Here is an 18,756-nt window from a genome sequence, read left to right as displayed (position 1 = left end):
TGGGGAGCCAGCATGATTTCTTTGCCGATTGATGAAGTTTTACCCGCCCTGCGTGAAGCCTTGGCTACACGCCACGAAGCCGTGCTCGAAGCACCGCCCGGCGCCGGTAAAACCACCCGCGTGCCACTGGCCTTGCTCAACGAGCCCTGGTTGGCCGGGCAGACCATTCTGATGCTCGAACCGCGGCGTTTGGCTGCGCGGGCAGCCGCGGAACGCCTGGCCAGTGAGCTGGGCGAGAAGGTCGGCGGAACCGTCGGCTATCGCATTCGTCTCGACAGCAAAGTCGGCCCCAACACCCGTATCGAAGTAGTCACCGAAGGCATTCTGACCCGCCGTTTGCAGGACGACCCGGCGCTCGAAGGTGTTGGCCTGGTGATCTTCGACGAATTCCACGAGCGTAGCCTCGACGCCGATCTGGCGCTGGCCCTGAGCCTGAATGGCCGCGAGCTGTTTCGCGACGATCAGCCGCTGAAAATCCTGTTGATGTCGGCAACTCTGGAGGGCGAGCGCCTGGCCGGGTTGCTCAATGACGCGCCGATCCTGCGCAGCGAAGGGCGCATGTACCCGGTGGCGATGCGCTGGGGCCGGCCGTTCCAGCCCGGTGAGTTCATCGAGCCGCGACTGGTGCAGACCATTCTCGAAGCCTTGAATGATGAGACCGGCAGCGTGCTGGTGTTCCTGCCGGGGCAGGCGGAAATCCGTCGGGTGCATCAGCAACTCGCCGATGCGCTGGGCGAGAGCACGCAAGTTCTGCTCTGCCCGTTGCACGGTGAACTGGATCTGGCCGCGCAACGCGCCGCGATCGATCCGGCCCCCGCCGGCAAGCGCAAAGTGGTGTTGGCGACCAACATCGCCGAGACCAGCCTGACCATCAACGGCGTGCGCGTGGTAATCGATGCCGGGCTGGCGCGGGTGCCGCGGTTCGATCCGGGCAGCGGCATGGCCCGCCTCGACACTCAGCGTATTTCCAAAGCCAGCGCCACTCAGCGCGCGGGTCGGGCCGGGCGGTTGGAGCCGGGCGTGTGTTATCGCTTGTGGTCGCAGGATCAGCATGAGCAACTGGCGGCCTACGCCAGCGCGGAAATCCTCTCGGCGGACCTTGCCGGATTAGCGTTGCAACTCGGCCGCTGGGGCGTGACACCGGGGCAATTGGTGTGGCTCGACGTACCGCCAGCGGCCGCTTACGCGCAGGCTCAGGACTTGCTCGAGCGCCTGGGCGCATTGGACGGCGAAGCGCTGACCCGCCACGGTCAGGCCATGGCCGAACTGCCGGCGCATCCGCGCATCGCGCATTTGCTGTTGCGCGGTCAGGCGCTCGGCTTGGCGGATATGGCCTGCGATGTCGCGGCCTTGCTCGGCGAGCGGGATATCTTGCGTGGCGCCGGGGCGGATCTGCACAGCCGATTGGTGCTGTTGTCTGGCGAAGAACGGGCCGCACGCGGCGCGCAGGGTGGCGTGCAGCGTGCCCGGCAACTGGCGCGGCAGTATCGCGGTTACTTGCGGGGTAAAGCGTCGGAACCGGTCAGCGATCCGGATCATCCGCGTTGGCTGGGCGCGCTGTTGGCGTTGGCCTATCCCGACCGCGTTGCCCAGCAGCGTCGTGCCGGTGGCGCGGAGTATCGTTTGGCCAATGGCCGTGCGGCGTTGTTCGCCGAAGCCGACAGTTTGATGAAGCAACCGTGGCTGGTGATCGCCGATCTCGGCAGTCGCCAGGGCCAGCGTGAAGAACGGATTTATCTGGCGGTGGATTTCGATCCGGCGCTGTTCGATTCGGTGCTGGCCGAGCAAGTGCGCGTGGTCGATCAACTGGATTGGGATGAGCGCGAAGGCGTGTTGCGCGCCGAGCGTCAGCGCAAGGTCGGTGAATTGATCCTCAGCCGCGAACCGTTGACCGGGCTCGATGAAACTGCCCGCAGTCAGGCGTTGGTCAATCTGGTGCGACGCAAAGGCCTGGAGCTGTTGCCGTGGACCCCAGAGCTGCGTCAGTGGCAAGCGCGCGTGGCGTTGCTGCGACAGCTGGACCTCGGCAGTAAGGAGCAGAGTGAATGGCCGGATGTCAGCGACGCTGCATTGCTCAAAAGCCTCGAACAGTGGCTGATGCCGTATCTGGGTAAAGTGTCGCGGCTCAGTCATTTCGCCAATCTGGACCTGTCGAGCATCGTCCATAACCTGTTGCCGTGGCCGCTGCCGCAACGGCTCGATGAGCTGGCGCCGCATCATTTGAGCGTGCCGTCGGGTTCATCGATTCGGCTGGACTACAGCGAACAGCCGCCGATTCTGGCGGTGCGGTTGCAGGAGTTGTTCGGCCTGGCCGAGACCCCGCGGATTGCCGGTGGCCGGCAGGTGGTCAAACTGCATTTGCTGTCCCCGGCGCGACGGCCGGTGCAGGTGACCCAGGATTTGGCGAACTTCTGGCGCAGCACTTACGCCGAAGTGAAGAAGGATTTGAAAGGTCGGTATCCGAAGCACTACTGGCCGGATGATCCACTGGTGGCCGAGGCAACCGCGCGGATCAAACCGCGTAAAAGCTGAAGCGCTGATCGTTCCCACGCTCCGCGTGGGAATGCATCCCGTGACGCTCCGCGTCACTTCGGTGCCAGGCCCGACGCCAGCGGTGCTGCTGGAACGCGGAGCGTCCCTTGAGGCATTCCCACGCAGAGCGTGGGAACGATCATAAGCGCTAAGCTCTGGTCCCGGCCTTGGCCGTCAACTGCTCGCGGCAATAATCTGCAAACAACTGCGCCGGTTTGGTCAACTGCCCGCGCTTGAGCCACGCCGCCACCAGCCCTGAGCCGGTGATGTCTTCGACGATGTCCACGCACACCACTTTCTGGCCGTCATAGGTGCATTCCGAATGCGGCCGGGTGACCAGGATCGAGAAGCCGAAGCCTTGCCCGACCATGCCCCGAACCATCTCGATCGACGGTGAGCTGAAGGCAATGTTCGGCGTCAGCCCCAACTCTTCGAACAGGCTGACGAAGTAGGTCCGGCTCGGTTGCACGTCCAGCAGAATCATCGGCTCCAGGCACAAATCGCGCAGCGACACTTGCTTGAGCTGGGCAAAACGATGATCCGCCGGCAGCAACGCATAAGGCCGTTGCGCCGGCATCAGGGGTTCGGTCTGGATGGTGGCGTCGAGGTCGTGTTCATACAGGATCGCCAGGTCGAAGGTGCCCGAGGTCAGGCCTTGCACCAGCTCTTGCTGTTCGCCGTCGCGGATGCGGATTTTCACCCCCGGATACAGCGCCGAGAACCCGGCAATCAGCTGCGGCAGGTACAGCGGCGCGACCGTTTCGAAGCAACCGATATCGATTTGCCCGGCCACCACGTCGTTGTCGGCGAGGGCGTTCTGTTCGAACTCCTTGGCCATGCGCAGCAGTTCCTGGGCCTTGCGGTAGAAGCGTGCACCGCTGGGAGTCAAGGACACGCCCTGGGCGTGATGACGGATCAGCAGTTGCACGCCGAAGCTGTCTTCCAGGCCTTTGATCGCCGTGGAAATCGCCGGTTGGGCGATGTACAGCTTGCGCGAGGCCTCGGCGACGCTGCCGCATTCGACGGTGGTGATGAAGTACTTCAATTGACGCAGGTTGTAGGCAGCCACGGCAAACCTCGGGGTGGATGATGTCGACATCCAGGCAATTTTCGCGCCGACTGCTTCCGTTCTGACGACGGTGTTGTTGTGCCTGAACAATAACCACATACCGCGCCACCGGGGAGATCGGCTGCCCAGTTTTTTAATGGTCTGCGAAGACATTTTTACTATTTTTCCTCGACACAGGCCTGGGCCACCATCCAATTCACAAGAAAAGCCCATGGAGCATCTGAACGTGTTCGAGCTTACAGACTGGCAAAACAAAGCCGCTGCGCTGCGGTTTCCCGATCAGGCCGTGATCGACGGCAAACCCCGTGCGGCGCAGTCGGGGCAGACCTTCGCCGCGATCAACCCCGCCACCGGCCAGTGCCTGGCCAACGTGGCCGCGTGCGGCGAAGAAGACGTGGACGCTGCGGTGCGCAATGCGCGGCAAGTGTTCGAGGCCGGCACCTGGGCGGCGCGTTCGCCGAGTGAGCGCAAGCAAGTGCTGTTGCGCCTGGCCGATCTGATCATGACCCATCGCGAAGAACTGGCGCTGCTCGATTCGCTGAACATGGGCAAACCGGTGATGGACGCCTACAACATCGACGTGCCGGGCGCCGCCGGGGTGTTTCGCTGGTACGCCGAAAGCCTCGACAAACTCTACGACCAGATCGCCCCGAGCGCGCAGAACGTGCTGGCGACCATCACCCGCGAAGCGCTGGGCGTGGTCGCTGCGGTGGTGCCGTGGAACTTCCCGCTGGACATGGCCGCGTGGAAACTCGCACCGGCGTTGGCGGCGGGTAATTCGGTGATCCTCAAACCCGCCGAGCAGTCACCGTTTTCCGCCCTGCGTCTGGCCGAACTGGCGCTGGAAGCCGGCCTGCCGGCCGGGGTGCTGAACGTGTTGCCGGGGCTCGGCGAACAGACCGGCAAAGCCCTCGGTTTGCACCCGGATGTCGATTGTCTGGTGTTCACTGGCTCCACCGAAGTCGGCAAATATTTCATGCAGTACTCCGCGCAATCGAACCTGAAACAGGTGTGGCTGGAGTGCGGCGGCAAGAGCGCCAATCTGGTGTTTGCTGATTGCCAGGACCTCGACCTCGCTGCAGAGAAAGCCGCGTTCGGGATCTTCTTCAATCAGGGTGAAGTGTGCTCGGCCAACTCGCGGTTGCTGGTGGAGCGTTCGATTCATGACGAGTTCGTCGAGCGTCTCAAAGTGCAGGCTGAGCGCTGGCAGCCGGGTGATCCATTGGACCCGTCGAGTCGCGCCGGAGCCATCGTCGACAGCCGTCAAACCGCACGCATCATGAAGTTCATCCAAAACGCCGAGAGCCACGGCGCTACCAAGGTGTGCGGCGGTCGACAGTCGATTTTCAACGGCTCCGACAACTTCATTCAGCCGACGATTTTCACTGGCGTGAGCCCGGACATGCCGCTGTTTCGTGATGAAGTGTTCGGCCCGGTGCTGGCGGTCACGGCGTTCGATGATGAGGCCCACGCCTTGCAACTGGCCAACGACAGCGTCTACGGTTTGGCCGCGTCGCTGTGGACCGACGACCTCAATCGCGCCCACCGCGTGGCGCGACAATTGCGAGCCGGCACGGTGTCGGTCAACAGCGTCGATGCGCTGGACGTGACCGTGCCTTTCGGGGGCGGCAAACAATCCGGTTTCGGCCGCGACCTGTCGCTGCATTCATTCGATAAATACACCCAGTTGAAGACCACCTGGTTTCAGCTGCGCTCATAACAGCCGCTAAAAACAAAACGGAGAACTGGCGATGACCACACCACGTGAAACCCGCGACTACCAGGCCGCCGACGCTGCGCACCACATCCACGCATTCGTCGATCAAAAAGCGCTCAACGATGAAGGACCTCGGGTGATGGTTCGTGGCGAGCGCCTGCACCTGTGGGACAACGATGGTCGGCGTTACCTCGACGGCATGTCCGGATTGTGGTGCACCAACCTCGGTTACGGGCGCAAGGACCTGGCTGCCGCTGCGTCTCGGCAGCTGGAGCAGTTGCCGTACTACAACATGTTTTTCCACACCACCCACCCGCAGGTGATCGAGCTTTCGGAGCTGCTGTTCAGCCTGTTGCCGGGGCACTACAGCCACGCGATCTACACCAACTCCGGCTCCGAGGCCAACGAGGTGCTGATCCGCACCGTGCGTCGTTACTGGACGATCCTCGGCAAGCCCGAGAAGAAAATCATGATCGGTCGCTGGAACGGTTACCACGGCTCGACCCTGGCGGCGACGGCGCTCGGCGGCATGAAATTCATGCACGAAATGGGCGGCATGATCCCCGACATCGAACACATCGATGAGCCGTATTTTTTCGCCCACGAGGGCAACCTGACTCCGGCTGAATTTGGTCTGCGGGCGGCGCAGCAACTGGAAGCGAAGATTCTCGAACTCGGCGCGGACAAGGTCGCCGGGTTTATCGCCGAACCGTTCCAGGGCGCAGGCGGGATGATCTTTCCACCCGAGAGTTACTGGCCGGAAATTCAGCGGATCTGCCGTAAGTACGATGTGCTGTTGTGCGCTGACGAAGTGATCGGCGGCTTCGGTCGTACCGGCGAATGGTTCGCCCACGAGCACTTCGGTTTCGAGCCGGACACGCTGTCGATCGCCAAGGGTTTGACCTCGGGTTACATCCCCATGGGCGGTCTGATCCTGTCGAAGAAAATGGCTCAGGTACTGGTGGAGCAGGGCGGGGTGTTTGCCCACGGCTTGACCTATTCCGGGCACCCGGTGGCGGCGGCGGTGGCCATCGCCAACCTCACGGCGTTGCGCGATGAAGGGGTGGTGGCGCGGGTCAAGGATGACATCGGGCCGTACCTGCAACAGTGCTTGCGCGAGGTGTTCGGCAATCACCCGTTGGTGGGCGATATTCAGGGTGTCGGCATGGTCGCGGCGCTGCAATTGGCTGAGGACAAGACCAGTCGCAAGCGCTTTGCCAATGAAGGCGACATTGCCTGGCGTTGCCGCACGATTGGCTTTGAAGAGGGGGTGATTATTCGCTCGACGTTGGGGCGGATGATCATGGCGCCGGCGTTGATTGCCAGTCGGGAAGAGGTGGATGAACTGGTCGGCAAAACCCTGAAAGCGGTTGATCGTACGGCGCAGGAATACGGCCGGCTCTGACATTGCCGGAAGGTCCTGCGGACCTTATCGCGGGCAAGCCCGCTCCCACAGGTTATGTGTCGTGCCGGAATTCTGAGGCCAACACAAACCCTGTGGGAGCGGGCTTGCCCGCGATAGCTATTACCGATTTAACACACCTCTCACCTTTTGCACCCACCTCGGGCATCCCCGCCCACAGCGCCCTTTTACGGCGCACTACCCAGTTTTTTCATCACTCCCAACGACATATTTCCTGATTTTCCTTCTCCCGGCCTTGGGCCAACATCGACCTCGCCAGTCAGCCAAACGCTGCTCGCCGAAAGGTCCACTAGAGACCGCAGGTGGCAGCACTTCTCCAAGGCCGCTGGCCGTACTGCCCATGACAAAACTAAATCAACAGCTTTGGGAGTGCTCCATGATCAAGTCCTTGCTGAACTGCATCACTCATCCACTGGCGGTCACCGCCATCGCCGTCACGGTCGCCACCAGCGCCCAGGCCGGCACCCTCTCTATCGGCCACACCACGTGGGTCGGATACGGCACGCTCTACCTGGCTCAAGACCTGGGCTACTTCAAGGAAAACGGTTTGACCGTCGAATTGCCCGTCGTCGAAGAGGCTTCGATGTACATGGCCGCGCAAGCCTCGGGCGAGTTGTCGGGCTCGGCGTCGACCATCGACGAAGTGCTCAAGTACCGCCCGCAATTCTGCTTCAAGGCTGTGGCTGCACTGGATGACAGCCATGGTGGCGACGGTGTTTTGGTCGGCAAGGACGTCAAGAGTTTGCAGGAGTTGAAAGGCAAGGCCGTGGCGGTGAACGAAGGTTCGACTTCGCAGTTCTGGCTGTCGTACCTGCTGAAAAAACACGGCATGAAAATGAGCGACATCACCGTGCAGAACATGACGGCTGACGATGCAGCCACCGCGTTCATCGCCGGTCGCGTGCCCGCCGCCGTGACCTGGGAACCGCATCTGTCGATGGTCCGCAATAAGCAAAAAGGCAAAGTGCTGATCGACAGCAGCAGTACGCCGGGAGTGATTGTCGACGTGGTCGCGCTCAACTGCACGGTCATTGAAAAGCAGCCGGAAGACGTCAAGGCGTTGGTGGCCGGTCTGTACAAGGCCGTGCAGTACACCAAGGACCATCCGCAAGAAGCCTACAAAATCATGGCCAAAGGCGTCGGCGGTTACCTCGCCGATCCCAAGGAGCTGGCCGCTGCCGCACAGGGCGTGCGCTTCTACGATCAGGCCATGAGCGAGAAACTCCTCGGCTCGCCGGGCAAACCGGGCGACAGCGAACTGCTGATCAAACTGGCTAACGAGACCGCTAGCGAATTGCAGGGCAAACCCTACAACGTCAGCCATGACGACCTGATCGACAACCGTTTCGTCAGCCCGCTCTAGGAGGTTCGCATGTTCAAGCGCAATTCATGGCTGAGCCGCTGCATCACGCCCAAGACCGGTTTACCGGTTTCGGTGATCTGGAGCGCGAGCGGTCTGGCCTGGGTGTTGTTGGTCGGCCTGTGGGCCGGGTTGTCTTACGGCGGCGTGGTGCCGGGCATGTTCCTGCCGACACCGGGCGCGGTGGTCGAGGCCGCCGTGCGCCTGAGTCGCGACGGCACGCTCGGCCTGCATGTGTGGGCCAGCCTCGAAGTGGTGATGGTCGGCTTCATCGTGTCGTCGCTGGTGGCCGTGCCGCTGGGGTTGTTGATGGGCAGCTTTCGTATCGTCCAGGCGTTCCTTGAGCCGATGGTCAATTTCATTCGCTACCTGCCGGTCACTTCGTTCGTGCTGCTGTTCATTCTGTGGATCGGCATCGGTCTGGAGCAGCGGGTTTCGGTGATCATCTTCGGCGTGTTTTTCCAGCAACTGGTGATGATCGCGGACGTGTCCAAAGGCATCTCCAAGGACCTGATCAACGCGTCCTATACCTTGGGTTCGAACCGCCGCGATGCGGTGCTGCATGTGATCGCCCCGGCGTCGTTGCCGGGTGTGCTCGACACCTTGCGCGTGACCATGGGCTGGGCCTGGACTTACCTGGTGGTTGCCGAGCTGGTCGCGGCTTCCAGCGGTCTGGGCTACTTGAGCCTTAAAGCCATGCGCGGCTTTCAAGTGGATGTGATTTTCCTGGCAATCGCGATCATCGGCCTGCTGGGCCTGGTCACCGATCAACTGTTCCGTTTCCTTCGTCTGAGGATCGCCGCATGGGCTCAGTAAGCGCCGTCAACCCTCGCTTCATCACGCCACAACCCGCCCCGGTGCACGCCGCGCCACGGTTGCAAGTGGACAAGGTCAGCCTTCGCTATCAAAAGCCCGACGGTGGTGTGTTCACTGCGCTGGATCAGGTGTCGTTTGAAGTGCCGGATCAGCAATTCGCCGTGCTGGTGGGGCCTTCGGGCTGCGGCAAGTCGAGTCTGCTTTACCTCACGGCGGGTTTGAATGAGCCCACGGAAGGCGAGATCTACGTCGGTGGCCAGCAAGTTCAGGGGCCGGGCGCGGATCGCGGCATGGTGTTCCAGAGCTATACGCTGTTCCCGTGGCTGACCGTGCGGCAGAACGTCGAGTTCGGCCTCAAGCGTCGCGGCATGGCCGCCGCCCAGCGCAAGGAGATCGTCGATTACTACGTCAACGAAGTCGGCCTGTCCGGGTTTGCCGACAACTACGCCAAGCAGCTGTCCGGCGGCATGATGCAGCGCGTGGCGATTGCTCGGGCGCTGGCCAACGACCCGCAAATCCTGCTCATGGACGAGCCCTTCGGCGCGCTCGACAGCCAGACGCGCCTGCAAATGCAGCAGCTGTTGTTGCGGGTCTGGGGCAACAGCAAGAAGACCGTGTTGTTCGTGACTCACGATATCGACGAGGCGATTCTGCTGGGTGATCGGGTCTACGTGATGGGCGCTCGGCCGGGTCGGATCAAGCAGATTCTGGACGTGCCGATCGAACGCCCACGGACGCTGGACATGGTCATGGAGCGCTCGTTCATCGACATGAAGCGCAGGATCTTCGGGCTATTGCACGATGAGCTGGAGGAGGAACATTGACCGTGCACAAATCCCTGTGGGAGTGAGCCTGCTCGCGATTGCGATTGATCATCCAACAAAGATGTCAACTGACACTACGCCATCGCGAGCAGGCTCGCTCCCACAGGTTTTGCGTTTAACCGAAGTTAAGGCGCTGCCGGCAAGAGGAATCTTGCAATCACCGGCAAGTGATCGGAGATCCGCAAGGTATCGTCCTGCCTCACCGTCGCCTCGACCCGTTTGATCCGCGGACTGTAGAACAGGTAGTCGACAGTCCGGTCCGGGCCGTTCAAGCCCGGATCATTCGGGTAATGGGTCAACCACCGCGCCCGGTCGATGCCGCTGGCTTCGTTGTTGGTCGGGATCATCGGGTATTTGTCCCAGAGCACATGCAGCGCACTGTCGGCAGAGTAGGGCGTGCGTTGCTCGTCGGGCAGGCGTCGATATTGCCCCAGCGGCAACAGGTTGAAGTCGCCCCCGATCAACCACGGCGTGCTGCGGCTTTCGAGTTTGTCGAGTATTTTGACGATGGCCGACACCTGGGACTGCAGTGTTTCGTCTGGTGGGAGAACGTGGTCCAGATGGGTGTTGAGCACCGCTAGCTGACCACCGTCGCTCAACGGCAGATAGGTGACCAACAAGGCGTTTTTCGGTTTGAACTGCCGGCTGATGACGTTGGCCGGTGCGACCGGTAATTGCAGGCGTTCGGCCTGTTTTATCTGGTAGCGGCTGAGGGTGACCAACTGCCGGCCGACGCTGCCGAAAATGTGCGGCTCAGGCACGAAATCGGCTTTCCAGTCGAAGGCGTGGGCGCTGCATGGATACAGGTCCGCGACTCGTTCCTGAAGCAGCTTGAACTGGTTTTGGTAATCGCTGGCCTTGGCGCCGTCATCGAGCTCCTGCAACAGCACGACGTCCGGTTGCTCGTCACGGATCACCCGCGCCACTTCATCGAGGCTGAAGGCCATGTCTTCGGGCGTGGGTTTTTCGTCATTGCCGGCCGCCAGGTCATTCCAGAACACGTAGCGTTTTCCCGCCAGGTACTGGACGTTCCAGGTCATCACCTTCAGCGCCTGACCGGGCACCAGCGTCGGAGCCTGGGCGTTGCAACTGACCGGCAAGGCTTCCTTGGCTTCGGGGCGCCAGGTCAGGTTGTAGATCAGCAAGACCATCAGGCCGGTCGCGATCAACAGGCCCAGCAGGGTGTAGCGCAGCAGACGGGTCATGGCTCGGCTTATAGCGTTACAAAAGTTGACCCCGAGCATAACCGAGCGTCGGGTTTAATCCCAAGGGCGAAACGGCCTGCCCGGCAATTAGCCGTAACGATATCCCTGTAGCAGCTGGCGAAGCCTGCGTTCGGCTGCGAAGCAGTCGTAAATCCGGCGAGCGCGGTCTGCCTGGTTCACCGTGAGCACTGATTTTACGACTGCTGCGCAGCCGAACGCAGGCTTCGCCAGCTGCTACAAGGGGCGCGTTGTTCTTTAAAGAGGTCGATCAATCTTTTCTGGCACCTCGTCGATCAACATGAACAAGCGAAACAGCACCACGCTGACGAACAGTTGCAGGAAGCTGTGAGCGCTGTCGATCAGCAGGGAAATCACCGCGTTCTGCGGTTCGGGATAAACCGCCAGGGTCGCGCCCTTGAGCACCCACAACGGGCCCATTACGCAGAGAATGCACACCAGAATGCGCAGAAAGTTGCCGCGGGTCAGGCGCAGGCTTTCCTTCATTGCCGCCAGCGGTGCCATGCCGCGTAGCACCAGCAAATACTCGCCAAACGCGAGGGTCACCATCAGCCAGATGCCCGGCAGGAAATACAGCGACAGGCCGATCAGGATCAGCAGCGTATTGAGCGCCGTCAGCACGGCAAAACGCGGCCATAAGTAGGCGGACCTCGACAGCAGGTCGCGAATGCGCGGCGACTCGCCACGGCTGCGGGCATCGAGGAACAGGATCAGTGCGCCGGTGTACAGCGGATAAACCAGCAAGCCGACCATCACGCTGATACCGGGAAAGCTGTCCGGCTCGGTGGAGTGATCGACCACTTGTTGCAGCAGCGCCTCGAAAATCACCAGCGGCAGGCACAGCTGCACGATCTGGCCCAGATTGCGCTTGAAGAAATACAGTGAGTCACGCAGTACATCGAACGAATTCATCAGTCGGTATCGCAGGTTGGAAGCAGTGGCCCACTTTAACCGATGAAGCGCATTGGGGCGCAAACGTAAACGTTCGGTAAAGACCATTGAAACATCCTTTATCAGCCTCCATTACGGATGAGCACCTTTTCCACAGTGGATAGGGGCGACGATTTTCCCGGCAATCTACGAGGTCGCCATGAACAGCGAAGAACAAACCCTGATCGATGGACTGTTTTCCCGGCTGCAACAGGCCGAAACGGACTCAGCCCCGCGCGACGCCCAGGCCGAGGCGCGGATCAAGGAACACCTGACTCGCCAGCCTGCAGCAGGCTATTTCATGACCCAGGCGATTCTGGTGCAAGAGGCGGCTCTCAAAAGCCTCGACGAACAGAACAAACAGCTCGCCCGGCAAGTCGAGCAATTGCAGGCCGAACTGCAATCGGCCAAGGCGCAGCCGGCGACTACTGCACCGAGCAGCGGTGGCTTCTTGTCGAGCATCTTCGGTGGCGGTTCCCGTGATCCGCAGCCAGCACCCACCCAAAGCCCACCCGCATCGAGTGGTGGCGGCTGGCGTGAACCGGCGCGGCCGTCGTTCAACTCGCAGCCGCCACAACAGAATTTCGGTGCGGCCCCGCCTCGGCAGAATTACGCCCAGCAACAGCCTGCCGGCAGTGGTTTCCTCGGTGGTGCACTGAAAACCGCCGCCGGTGTGGCCGGTGGCGTGATGCTGGCGCAAGGCATCAGCAGCCTGTTCCATCAGAATCAGCAGCCGGAAGTGGCTGAAGTGATCAAGGAAGAACCGGCTCAGGTCAACGATCAAAGTGGCGATAGCGGCTGGAACGAGGATCAGCGCGTGGCCGACAACTCCAGTGATCAGGGCGGCTTTGCCGACGCCGACTACAGCGATGACAGCTCATCGTTCTTCGGCGGCGACGACGATTCCTTCGTCTGATTCACTGTGGCGAGGGAGCTTGCTCCCGCTGGGGTGCGAAGCGCCCCTTGCTTTAGAACCTAAGGGCCTGCTACGCAGTCCAGCGGGAGCAAGCTCCCTCGCCACACGGCCGATTATTCGCGGAACAATCCTTCAGGCTGGCATACTGGGCAACTTTTCGGGCCTGGTGCCTGATCCTGCCTGCGCTGCGGCGCGCCAACGAGGATGACCGGTGAAAAAAATCGCAGTGTTCGCCGATGTCCAGAACCTCTATTACACCGTGCGTCAGGCCTATGGTTGCCATTTCAACTATGCCGCGCTGTGGGCTGATATCAGCAAACAGGGCGAGATCGTTGAGGCCTACGCCTACGCCATCGATCGTGGCGACAGCAAACAGCAGCAATTCCAGCAGATCCTGCGCAACCTCGGCTTCGTCGTGAAGCTCAAGCCTTACATCCAGCGCAGCGATGGCTCGGCCAAAGGTGACTGGGACGTGGGCATCACCCTCGACATCATGGACGCCGCCGATCATGTCGACGAAGTGGTGCTGGCCTCCGGTGACGGTGATTTCGACATGCTGCTGGAGCGCATCATCACCAAGCACGGTGTGCAAGCCGTGGCCTACGGCGTGCCGGGTCTGACGGCCAACTCGCTGATCCGCGCCGCCAGCCGCTACGTGCCGATCGAAGGCGCGTTGCTGCTCAAGAATTGATTTATACGGAGTTGAAACAGGTTTGGAACGCATAGCAGTCATCGACTTTGAAACCACCGGGATCTCCCCGAGCAGCAGTTGCCGGGCCACGGAAATTGCCGTGGTGATCCTTGAACAGGGGCGCATCGTCGAGCGTTACCAAAGCCTGATGAATGCCGGCGTGCGCGTGCCAGCCTTCATCGAACAACTCACGGGCATCAGCAACGCCATGCTGCGCACCGCGCCATCGGCGGAGCAGGTGATGAACGAAGTCAACGAATTCGTCGGGATCACACCGCTGCTGGCGCACAACGCCGCGTTCGACCAGAAGTTCTGGGACTTTGAGCTGGGGCGAATCAAACGCACACGCTTGCAGAACTTTGCCTGCTCGCTGCTCCTCGCCCGCCGTTTGATGCCCGCCGCGCCGAACCACAAACTCGGCACCCTCACCACGTTCGCCAGCCTGCCTCACACCGGCAAGGCTCACCGGGCGATGGCCGATGCTGAAATGGCGGCCAACCTGACGGCGTATCTGGCCCAGGAACTGCGGCAGAAACACGGGTTGCGCGAGTTGTCACATGATCTGCTGGTGAGCTTGCAAAAAGTGCCGGCGGCGAAGATCAATGAGCATCTGAAGCGCCATCGCGGGTTCTAGCAGCAACGCCATTTTGATCGTTCCCACGCTCCGCGTGGGAATGCAGCCCGGGACGCTCCGCGTCCCAAAGCGGACGCAGAGCGTCCATTGAGGCATTCCCACGCAGAGCGTGGGAACGATCTGATCAGGGTTTTCCTTCCAACTGCCCCAACGGCACGCGCTTCTCTATCGCGCTCGACAACACAATCGACGTCTTGCTGAACCCGAACTTGGCGATCCGGTTGATCAGCTCTTCCAGCTCCGGCATCGAACCCACCGCCGCTTGCATGATCACGCACGGATCACCCGTCACCCGGTGGCATTCGGTCAGTTGTGGGATTTTGATCAGGTCGTCGTAGGCCTTCTGGTTACCGTGCTGATTCAAGCGCAGTTCGATCACGCACTGGATCGGCAAGCCAAGCTTGGCCATGTCGACTTTCGCCTGATAACCGGTGATCACCCCGCAAGCTTCCAGTTTGGCCACGCGCTCGGCCACGGCCGGGGCGGACAGGTTCACTTTGCGCGCCAGGTCGGCGTAGGACGCACGACCGTTTTCCAACAGGGCGCTGAGGAGCATGCGGTCGTATTTGTCCATCGTCGGATTCCTGAAAAATGACTGACTTTCGAAAACACGGTTTATAGCGATGAACTCCGTGTTTTGAAAAGTGTACCGGCGCTATAAACAGGTTTTGTAACTTATTTTAAGCGACTGGCCTTTCTAGAATAGCTGCTCACTTGTCTTGCCTACGAGCTGCCCCATGCCTGGCTTACGTCGTTTTCCCTTACCGTTGATCGCTGCCTTTTTCGCGTTGTACGTGATTTGGGGGTCGACTTACCTGGTGATTCGCATCGGTGTGGAGTACTGGCCGCCGCTGCTGCTCGCCGGTATCCGCTTCGTGATCGCCGGGACGCTGATGTATGCGTTCCTGCGCTGGCGCGGGGCGCCGGCACCGACCTGGCCACAGTGGAAAGCCGCCGGGATCATCGGGATTTTGCTGCTGAGTTTCGGTAACGGCGCGGTGAGCGTGGCCGAGCACACGGGCGTGGCTTCGGGTGTGGCTGCGTTGGCGGTGGCGACGGTGCCGCTGTTTACCTTGCTCTGCGGATATTTCTGGGGCGCGCGTAATACCCGTCTCGAATGGGCCGGGATTGCGCTCGGGCTGATCGGCATTGCCATGCTCAATCTCGGTTCCAACTTGCAATCGAGCCCGTTGGGTGCCGCCTTGCTGATATTCGCCGCAGCGTCCTGGGCCTTCGGTTCGGTGTGGAGCAAACACTTACCGCTGCCCCAAGGCGCGATGGCCAGTGCCGTGGAAATGCTGGTCGGCGGTGTAGCGCTGCTGATCGGCAGTGCGGTAAGCGGTGAGCATCTGCAAGCCATGCCGCCGATCGAAGGCTGGGCGGCCCTGGCCTACCTCACCTTCTTCGGCTCGATCATCGCTTTCAACGCTTATATGTACCTGTTGAAAAACGTGCGTCCGGCGGCGGCCACCAGTTATGCCTACGTCAACCCAGCGGTGGCGGTGTTGCTGGGGATCGTGTTTGTCGGCGAGACCATCGGGATAGAAGAAGCGCTGGCCATGTTGGTGATCATCAGCGCCGTGGTGTTGATCGGTTTGCCGCAGTGGCGCCGGGCGCCGGAAAGACCTGCGGCCGTGGTGCAGACAGAATCGAGTGTGAATTAGGGTAAACTGCGCGCCATTGCACACCCGCGCTGAATTTTCCTACGGTAATCCCATGACTTTCGCCTCCCTTGGCCTGATCGAACCCTTGCTGCGCTCTCTCGAGACGCTCGGCTACCAGACCCCGACGCCGGTTCAGGCGCAAGCCATTCCGGCGGTGCTGGCCGGTCGCGACCTGATGGCCGCCGCCCAGACCGGGACTGGCAAGACCGCCGGCTTCGCGCTGCCGCTCCTGCAATTACTGGCCATGGAAGGGCCGAAAGTGGCGTCCAACTCGGTGCGCGCACTGATCCTGGTGCCGACCCGCGAATTGGCCGAACAGGTTCACGAAGCCGTGCGTCAGTACGCCGAGAATCTGCCGCTGAGCACTTACGCGGTGTACGGCGGCGTCAGCATCAACCCGCAAATGATGAAGCTGCGCAAGGGGGTTGACGTGCTGGTGGCGACGCCGGGTCGTTTGCTCGACCTGTATCGCCAGAAGGCCCTCAAGTTCAATCAGCTGCAAACCCTGATCCTGGACGAAGCCGATCGCATGCTTGATCTGGGTTTCTCCGAGGAACTGGGGAATATCTACCGCGTGCTGCCCAAGCAACGTCAGACGCTGCTGTTCTCCGCGACGTTCTCCGACGCGATCCGCTTGCTGGCCGGACAAATGCTCAACGATCCGTTGAGCATCGAAGTCAGCCCGCGCAACGTGGCGGCCAACACCGTCAAGCAATGGGTTGTGACGGTGGACAAGAAGCGCAAGCCGGAGCTGTTCATCCACTTGCTGCGCAAGGGCAAGTGGAAGCAGGTGCTGGTATTCGCCAAGACCCGCAATGGCGTGGACGCGCTGGTGGAAAAACTCCAGGGCCTGGGCGTCAATGCCGACGGCATCCACGGCGACAAACCTCAGGCAACCCGTCAGCGCGCACTGGACCGTTTCAAGGCCAGTGAAGTGCAGATTCTGGTGGCCACCGACGTTGCAGCCCGTGGTCTGGATATCGAAGATTTGCCATTGGTGGTCAACTTCGACCTGCCGATCGTGGCGGAGGACTACATCCACCGGATCGGCCGTACCGGTCGCGCGGGTGCAACCGGGCAGGCGATTTCGCTGGTCTGCGCTGATGAAGTGAATCTGCTGTCGGCCATCGAGACGTTGACCCGTCAGACATTGCCTCGCCAGATGGAACATGACTTCGAGCCCGAGCACCGGGTGCCGGATACCGATGCCAGCGGTCAGGTCGTCAAGAAGCCGAAAAAACCGAAGAAGCCGAAGACCTCCGGTGGCGGTAAACGCAATCTGGGTAAGTGGGTCGAGAGTGGGGATGCGTCGGCGCCGGAGCCTTCGATCAAACCTGTGCGCAAGGTGCCGGTGTTTAATACCGGGCCGCGTAAGAAGAAGCCTTGATCGCGTAATGATCGTTCCCACGCTCTGCGTGGGAATGCAGCCCGGGACGCTCCGCGTCCCTTCAAAGCCGAACGCAGAGCGTCCGAAGAGGCATTCCCACGCAGAGCGTGGGAACGATCAGTGGCGCGCGCACCGGTTCTTCAGCCCTTGTGTTTCAACCACTCCACCATCCCCAACCCTGCCGCTCGCCCACTGGCGAAACACGCGGTCAGCAAATAGCCGCCGGTCGGCGCTTCCCAATCCAGCATTTCTCCTGCGCAGAACACGCCGGGCAGTTGCTTGAGCATCAAACGCTCATCCATTGCTTCGAACATCACGCCACCGGCAGTGCTGATGGCCTCGTCCAGTGGGCGGGTTTTCACCAGTGTCAGTGGAAGCGCCTTGATCGCTTTGGCCAGCAGCGCCGGATCGGTGAAGTGTTCGGCCGGCGTCAGTTCGCGCAGTAACGCCGCTTTCACGCCATCAATGCCGAGCTGACTGTGCAGGTGCTTGGACATTGAGCGTGAACCACGCGGTTTGCTCAGCGCAGACTGTACTTTATCCACAGGCTTGCCCGGCAACAGGTCCAGGTGAATGGTTGCTGAGCCGTGCTGATTGATGGCCTCGCGGATCGGCGCTGACAAGGCGTAGATCAAACTGCCTTCGATCCCGGTTGCCGTAATCACACATTCCCCGAGCCGCGGCACGTCGTCATTGAGGCCAATGGCGATGTTTTTCAGCGGTGCGCCGGCGAATTTGCTGACCATCAACTCGCTCCAGGCCTGCACCTCGAAGCCGCAATTACTCGGTTGCAGCGGCGCGAGTCCTACGCCGTGTTGTTCCAGCGCCAGCATCCAGGCGCCGTCCGAGCCCAGCCGCGACCAGCTACCGCCACCGAGGGCCAGCAAGGTGGCGTCAGGTTTGACGGTTTTTTCGCCTTCAGGGCTGGCGATGCGCAATCCACCGCTGTCATCCCAGCCGAGCCAGCGGTGGCGGGTATGGATAACGACGCCGCTGTCTCGCAGGCGTTTGAGCCAGGCGCGCAATAGGGGGGCGGCTTTCATGTCTGTAGGAAAGACTCGCCCGGAGCTGCCGACAAAGGTTTCGATGCCCAGGTCATGAATCCATTGGCACAGCGCATCGGCACCGAAGCCACGCAGCAGTGGCGCAATCTGCGGCGCGCGTTCGGCGTAGCGTGAGAGAAATGCCGGGTAGGCTTCGGAATGGGTGATGTTCATGCCGCCGACGCCGGCCAGGAGGAATTTTCGCCCTACTGACGGCATGCCGTCGTACAGGTCAACCTTGACCCCGGCCTGGCTCAGCACTTCGGCGGCCATCAGGCCGGCGGGGCCGCCGCCGATGATGGCGACGTGAGGGGAGAGGGCGGCGGATTGGGTCATGGCGAGAGCTGCGGTTTGGCGGAATAAGCCGCGCATTCTACCAGCACCATTCCCTGTGGGAGTGAGCCTGCTCGCGATAGCGATCTGACCGTCACTTCAATTACTGGATGTGCCTCCGCTATCGCGAGCAGGCTCACTCCCACATGGGTTCTGTTGTGTTTATAAGATAGTGATCAAAAAACAACCAGTGT

Annotated in this window: 16 protein-coding genes; 11 read left to right on the top strand and 5 right to left on the bottom strand. The window is 61.2% G+C overall.

Features of this window, described 5'->3' with window-relative positions:
* Positions 1 to 12: 12 nt before the first annotated feature.
* Positions 13 to 2,532 carry an ATP-dependent helicase HrpB gene (gene hrpB, locus BLW70_RS01375; RefSeq protein WP_074871144.1) on the top strand — a complete coding sequence of 840 codons (2,520 nt, stop codon included), beginning with the start codon at positions 13 to 15 and terminating at the stop codon, positions 2,530 to 2,532.
* Between the two features lie 148 nt (positions 2,533 to 2,680).
* Here hrpB and BLW70_RS01370 read toward each other — a convergent pair whose 3' ends face one another.
* Positions 2,681 to 3,601 (bottom strand): LysR substrate-binding domain-containing protein, encoded by a 921-nt coding sequence (locus BLW70_RS01370; protein WP_074880365.1) that lies wholly within the window; start codon positions 3,599 to 3,601, stop codon positions 2,681 to 2,683.
* A gap of 226 nt (positions 3,602 to 3,827) precedes the next feature.
* Here BLW70_RS01370 and BLW70_RS01365 point away from each other — a divergent pair, with 226 nt between their 5' ends.
* The 5 genes from BLW70_RS01365 (at position 3,828) to BLW70_RS01345 (ending at position 9,741) form a co-directional block, all read left to right on the top strand.
* Positions 3,828 to 5,321 (top strand): aldehyde dehydrogenase, encoded by a 1,494-nt coding sequence (locus BLW70_RS01365; protein ID WP_074880361.1) that lies wholly within the window; start codon positions 3,828 to 3,830, stop codon positions 5,319 to 5,321.
* Positions 5,322 to 5,352: 31 nt separating this feature from the next.
* The gene (locus tag BLW70_RS01360; RefSeq protein ID WP_074871142.1) at positions 5,353 to 6,723 is read left to right on the top strand and encodes an aspartate aminotransferase family protein; all 1,371 of its coding nucleotides are present in this window, start codon (positions 5,353 to 5,355) and stop codon (positions 6,721 to 6,723) included.
* A gap of 394 nt (positions 6,724 to 7,117) precedes the next feature.
* Positions 7,118 to 8,104, top strand: a complete 987-nt coding sequence (locus tag BLW70_RS01355) for an ABC transporter substrate-binding protein (protein ID WP_074871140.1) — start codon at positions 7,118 to 7,120, stop codon at positions 8,102 to 8,104.
* A gap of 9 nt (positions 8,105 to 8,113) precedes the next feature.
* A complete protein-coding gene (locus BLW70_RS01350) occupies positions 8,114 to 8,917 on the top strand; it encodes an ABC transporter permease (protein WP_074871138.1) in 804 nt (267 codons plus the stop codon).
* Positions 8,905 to 9,741, top strand: coding sequence for an ABC transporter ATP-binding protein (locus BLW70_RS01345; protein ID WP_074871136.1), 837 nt, complete (start codon positions 8,905 to 8,907; stop codon positions 9,739 to 9,741). Before BLW70_RS01350 ends, BLW70_RS01345 begins: the two co-directional genes overlap by 13 nt.
* 125 nt (positions 9,742 to 9,866) lie before the next feature.
* Here the strand turns inward: BLW70_RS01345 and BLW70_RS01340 are convergent, their stop codons facing one another.
* Both BLW70_RS01340 and BLW70_RS01335 read right to left on the bottom strand, forming a co-directional pair.
* Positions 9,867 to 10,946: an endonuclease/exonuclease/phosphatase family protein gene (locus BLW70_RS01340; protein ID WP_074871134.1), complete on the bottom strand. Its 1,080-nt coding sequence runs from the start codon at positions 10,944 to 10,946 to the stop codon at positions 9,867 to 9,869.
* Positions 10,947 to 11,201: 255 nt separating this feature from the next.
* Entirely contained in the window at positions 11,202 to 11,876 is a 675-nt protein-coding gene (locus BLW70_RS01335; protein WP_074880358.1) for a YciC family protein, read from the bottom strand.
* Between the two features lie 178 nt (positions 11,877 to 12,054).
* Here BLW70_RS01335 and BLW70_RS01330 point away from each other — a divergent pair, with 178 nt between their 5' ends.
* The 3 genes from BLW70_RS01330 (at position 12,055) to BLW70_RS01320 (ending at position 14,135) form a co-directional block, all read left to right on the top strand.
* On the top strand, positions 12,055 to 12,810 hold the full coding sequence (locus tag BLW70_RS01330; protein WP_074871132.1) for a DUF2076 domain-containing protein: 756 nt from the start codon (positions 12,055 to 12,057) through the stop codon (positions 12,808 to 12,810).
* 211 nt (positions 12,811 to 13,021) lie between these two features.
* Positions 13,022 to 13,501, top strand: coding sequence for a LabA-like NYN domain-containing protein (locus tag BLW70_RS01325; protein ID WP_008149222.1), 480 nt, complete (start codon positions 13,022 to 13,024; stop codon positions 13,499 to 13,501).
* Positions 13,502 to 13,523: 22 nt separating this feature from the next.
* Positions 13,524 to 14,135, top strand: a complete 612-nt coding sequence (locus tag BLW70_RS01320; protein WP_074871130.1) for a 3'-5' exonuclease — start codon at positions 13,524 to 13,526, stop codon at positions 14,133 to 14,135.
* 124 nt (positions 14,136 to 14,259) lie between these two features.
* Here the strand turns inward: BLW70_RS01320 and BLW70_RS01315 are convergent, their stop codons facing one another.
* Positions 14,260 to 14,709 carry an Lrp/AsnC family transcriptional regulator gene (locus BLW70_RS01315; protein WP_074871128.1) on the bottom strand — a complete coding sequence of 150 codons (450 nt, stop codon included), beginning with the start codon at positions 14,707 to 14,709 and terminating at the stop codon, positions 14,260 to 14,262.
* Positions 14,710 to 14,872: 163 nt separating this feature from the next.
* Here BLW70_RS01315 and yedA point away from each other — a divergent pair, with 163 nt between their 5' ends.
* Together yedA and BLW70_RS01305 are read left to right on the top strand one after the other, a co-directional pair.
* The gene (gene yedA, locus BLW70_RS01310; RefSeq protein WP_074871126.1) at positions 14,873 to 15,799 is read left to right on the top strand and encodes a drug/metabolite exporter YedA; all 927 of its coding nucleotides are present in this window, start codon (positions 14,873 to 14,875) and stop codon (positions 15,797 to 15,799) included.
* A gap of 52 nt (positions 15,800 to 15,851) precedes the next feature.
* The gene (locus tag BLW70_RS01305) at positions 15,852 to 17,186 is read left to right on the top strand and encodes an RNA helicase RhlE1 (RefSeq protein WP_074871125.1); all 1,335 of its coding nucleotides are present in this window, start codon (positions 15,852 to 15,854) and stop codon (positions 17,184 to 17,186) included.
* 140 nt (positions 17,187 to 17,326) lie between these two features.
* Here BLW70_RS01305 and BLW70_RS01300 read toward each other — a convergent pair whose 3' ends face one another.
* Complete coding sequence (locus tag BLW70_RS01300) at positions 17,327 to 18,565, bottom strand: TIGR03862 family flavoprotein (protein ID WP_174553762.1); 1,239 nt, start codon at positions 18,563 to 18,565, stop codon at positions 17,327 to 17,329.
* Positions 18,566 to 18,756 lie beyond the last annotated feature (191 nt).

Source organism: Pseudomonas frederiksbergensis (genome assembly GCF_900105495.1).
Taxonomy (GTDB): Bacteria; Pseudomonadota; Gammaproteobacteria; order Pseudomonadales; family Pseudomonadaceae; genus Aquipseudomonas; species Aquipseudomonas frederiksbergensis.
Note: the sequence above shows the minus strand (reverse complement) of the source record. Positions and strands in the feature narration are given on the sequence as shown.

Coding starts and splice junctions, on each gene's coding strand:
- BLW70_RS01345 (WP_074871136.1), top strand. CDS start 8,905: ATGGGCTCAGTAAGCGCCGTCAACCCTCGCTTCATCACGCCACAACCC.
- BLW70_RS01305 (WP_074871125.1), top strand. CDS start 15,852: ATGACTTTCGCCTCCCTTGGCCTGATCGAACCCTTGCTGCGCTCTCTC.
- BLW70_RS01315 (WP_074871128.1), bottom strand. CDS start 14,709: ATGGACAAATACGACCGCATGCTCCTCAGCGCCCTGTTGGAAAACGGT.
- BLW70_RS01335 (WP_074880358.1), bottom strand. CDS start 11,876: ATGAATTCGTTCGATGTACTGCGTGACTCACTGTATTTCTTCAAGCGC.
- yedA (WP_074871126.1), top strand. CDS start 14,873: ATGCCTGGCTTACGTCGTTTTCCCTTACCGTTGATCGCTGCCTTTTTC.
- BLW70_RS01300 (WP_174553762.1), bottom strand. CDS start 18,565: ATGACCCAATCCGCCGCCCTCTCCCCTCACGTCGCCATCATCGGCGGC.
- BLW70_RS01340 (WP_074871134.1), bottom strand. CDS start 10,946: ATGACCCGTCTGCTGCGCTACACCCTGCTGGGCCTGTTGATCGCGACC.
- BLW70_RS01330 (WP_074871132.1), top strand. CDS start 12,055: ATGAACAGCGAAGAACAAACCCTGATCGATGGACTGTTTTCCCGGCTG.
- BLW70_RS01350 (WP_074871138.1), top strand. CDS start 8,114: ATGTTCAAGCGCAATTCATGGCTGAGCCGCTGCATCACGCCCAAGACC.
- hrpB (WP_074871144.1), top strand. CDS start 13: ATGATTTCTTTGCCGATTGATGAAGTTTTACCCGCCCTGCGTGAAGCC.
- BLW70_RS01360 (WP_074871142.1), top strand. CDS start 5,353: ATGACCACACCACGTGAAACCCGCGACTACCAGGCCGCCGACGCTGCG.
- BLW70_RS01355 (WP_074871140.1), top strand. CDS start 7,118: ATGATCAAGTCCTTGCTGAACTGCATCACTCATCCACTGGCGGTCACC.